This window comes from Hydrocoleum sp. CS-953 (assembly GCF_002260545.1).
Taxonomy (GTDB): Bacteria; Cyanobacteriota; Cyanobacteriia; order Cyanobacteriales; family Microcoleaceae; genus Trichodesmium.
Map to the genome: position 1 here is coordinate 1 of NZ_LGSU01000111.1, position 2203 is coordinate 2203.

Sequence of the window (2203 nt, forward strand, 5' to 3'; positions counted from 1 at the left end):
GTTACACGGGTGGAACCAATGGCACTACCAATTTGAGCATGGGTTAAAGGCCAAGGTAAATAATAACCGCTTGTTACTTCTGCCCTATCTTCACTGATCCAGGGTTCTCCATGTTCTTCAATTAATAGCGTGATAAATCCAAATAACCGATCAATAGTACGACGTTGACCCAAGGTACTCAACCACAAAAGCTTCCTTTGATGTTGATACCGAAAGGCATCTAGAACTTCTCTACGGAAATGAGGCCAGTTATCAAGGTCATGCCAATACATCCAAAGTACAGTTGTTTGATCGGCATGGGCATAAGCTTGTAGTGTAAATGGTGACTGAGCTATAAGTTCAAATGGTTGACCAGCACCAACAAATCCGAGGAAAGCTTCGTCTGAAATTGGACTTGTTTTTGATTTGCTAGACTTATTGCGACTGGCAGTAATGTGGGCATTACCTACTAGACGAATTCCTCCTTTTTGTATTAGATACAACAAACCTGGGCGGGCGGGAATACGTTCATCTTTGGTAAAAGCTCTACTACGGTAGTGTTCTTCTGCCCAATCTATGATCAGTTGCCAAGTCAAAAATGGCCTATTACTAGGGGCAGAATTGTTAGTAGATTGTATATTTATTGACATTTCTGGTAGGTCTGGATGTGATGATAGTTGCATTGTGACTCTCTTTTGCGAAAAGTTGGACTTAAGTTCAAATCAATTTGATCAAAGGCATAGGAGCAGATATTAATTTGTCTGCTTATATCAGTCTTATCTTTTATATCAGTGTAGCAAAAAACACATCTTTTTCCGAATGTTGTANGAATTGTTAGTAGATTGTATATTTATTGACATTTCTGGTAGGTCTGGATGTGATGATAGTTGCATTGTGACTCTCTTTTGCGAAAAGTTGGACTTAAGTTCAAATCAATTTGATCAAAGGCATAGGAGCAGATATTAATTTGTCTGCTTATATCAGTCTTATCTTTTATATCAGTGTAGCAAAAAACACATCTTTTTCCGAATGTTGTAGGATAAATTTTATTTGAGGTGGTGATAATTTTGACAAAATTATCATTTCAGTGTATTACGATACATTTTTTGCAAAAAGCTGTAAGTTTATACCGGGAGAAATTGGAATGGTCTTGTAGCTATGAAAAAAAATTAGAAGTTTGGGCAAGGATGGAGGTAATTCCAATGAACCAAATTAGATATTCTGGAGGAGTTATGTACAAGTCGGCGATCGCTCTGAAATTAGCNGTGGTGATAATTTTGACAAAATTATCATTTCAGTGTATTACGATACATTTTTTGCAAAAAGCTGTAAGTTTATACCGGGAGAAATTGGAATGGTCTTGTAGCTATGAAAAAAAATTAGAAGTTTGGGCAAGGATGGAGGTAATTCCAATGAACCAAATTAGATATTCTGGAGGAGTTATGTACAAGTCGGCGATCGCTCTGAAATTAGCTCCAGTTTTGCAGCAACCAGCAATATATATTGCTACTGAGTTAGCTAAGTATTGTAGAGAGATAGTTAATACTGAAGAAAAGAAAGATGTAGTAAATTTTCAGGTTGAAGTAATTTCATCTGGTATGATTTACCTGAAATTAACGGATTTGACCATAGCTAATTGGCTAAGTTATTTAACTTCTTTTCCCTTGAAGGACGATAAGCAAAAGTTTCAGGTAAGTGTTAAACATAAATCTCCTCAAACCATAAATTTGTTTCCTATTCAATATAGTCATGCTCGTTGTTGTTCCCTATTGTGTATGGGTGAAAGGGATGGTATAATTACTCTTGCTCCGATAATTCCAGAAAACTATAGTCAATTTTGGTTTATTCCAACTTCTGAGTCTATACCCTGGCAAAAATCTAATGGGGAATTACAATTTTTACATGATGCTGAATATGAATTAATTGCTGAAATTGTCTCTACCCTAGATTATATATATTGTATTTCTACTACTAAAAAAGCTATAAATTGGGTGAAAGTAGCTAATTCTCTTAGTTCCGCTTTTCAAACTTTTTACGGTCAGTGTCGTATATGGGGCGAGGTGAAAGTAAAAACACCGAAATTAGCACAAGCTAGATTAGGTTTAGTTTTGGTAACTCAGTCTCTACTGAGATTTTTATTAGAAGAAAAGTTGGGTACTAAAGCACTTCTAGAACTTTAGTTAATTTCATTTATTACTACCTCCTGGAATAGGAAGATTTGAAA

General features: G+C 35.6%; 2 protein-coding genes. One reads left to right on the plus strand and one right to left on the minus strand.

The features are described from left to right. A partial coding sequence (locus AFK68_RS00720; protein WP_371357178.1) for a Crp/Fnr family transcriptional regulator occupies window positions 1-662 on the minus strand: 662 nt, incomplete at its 3' end. 915 nt (window positions 663-1577) lie between these two features. On the opposite strand from AFK68_RS00720, the gene AFK68_RS43950 reads away from it, so the two are divergent. Further along, window positions 1578-2159: a DALR anticodon-binding domain-containing protein gene (locus tag AFK68_RS43950; RefSeq protein ID WP_371357179.1), complete on the plus strand. Its 582-nt coding sequence runs from the start codon at window positions 1578-1580 to the stop codon at window positions 2157-2159. Window positions 2160-2203: the final 44 nt, after the last annotated feature.

Excerpts from the sequence above, each read along its gene's own strand:
- AFK68_RS43950 (WP_371357179.1), top strand. The coding sequence starts at position 1,578 with ATGATTTACCTGAAATTAACGGATTTGACCATAGCTAATTGGCTAAGT.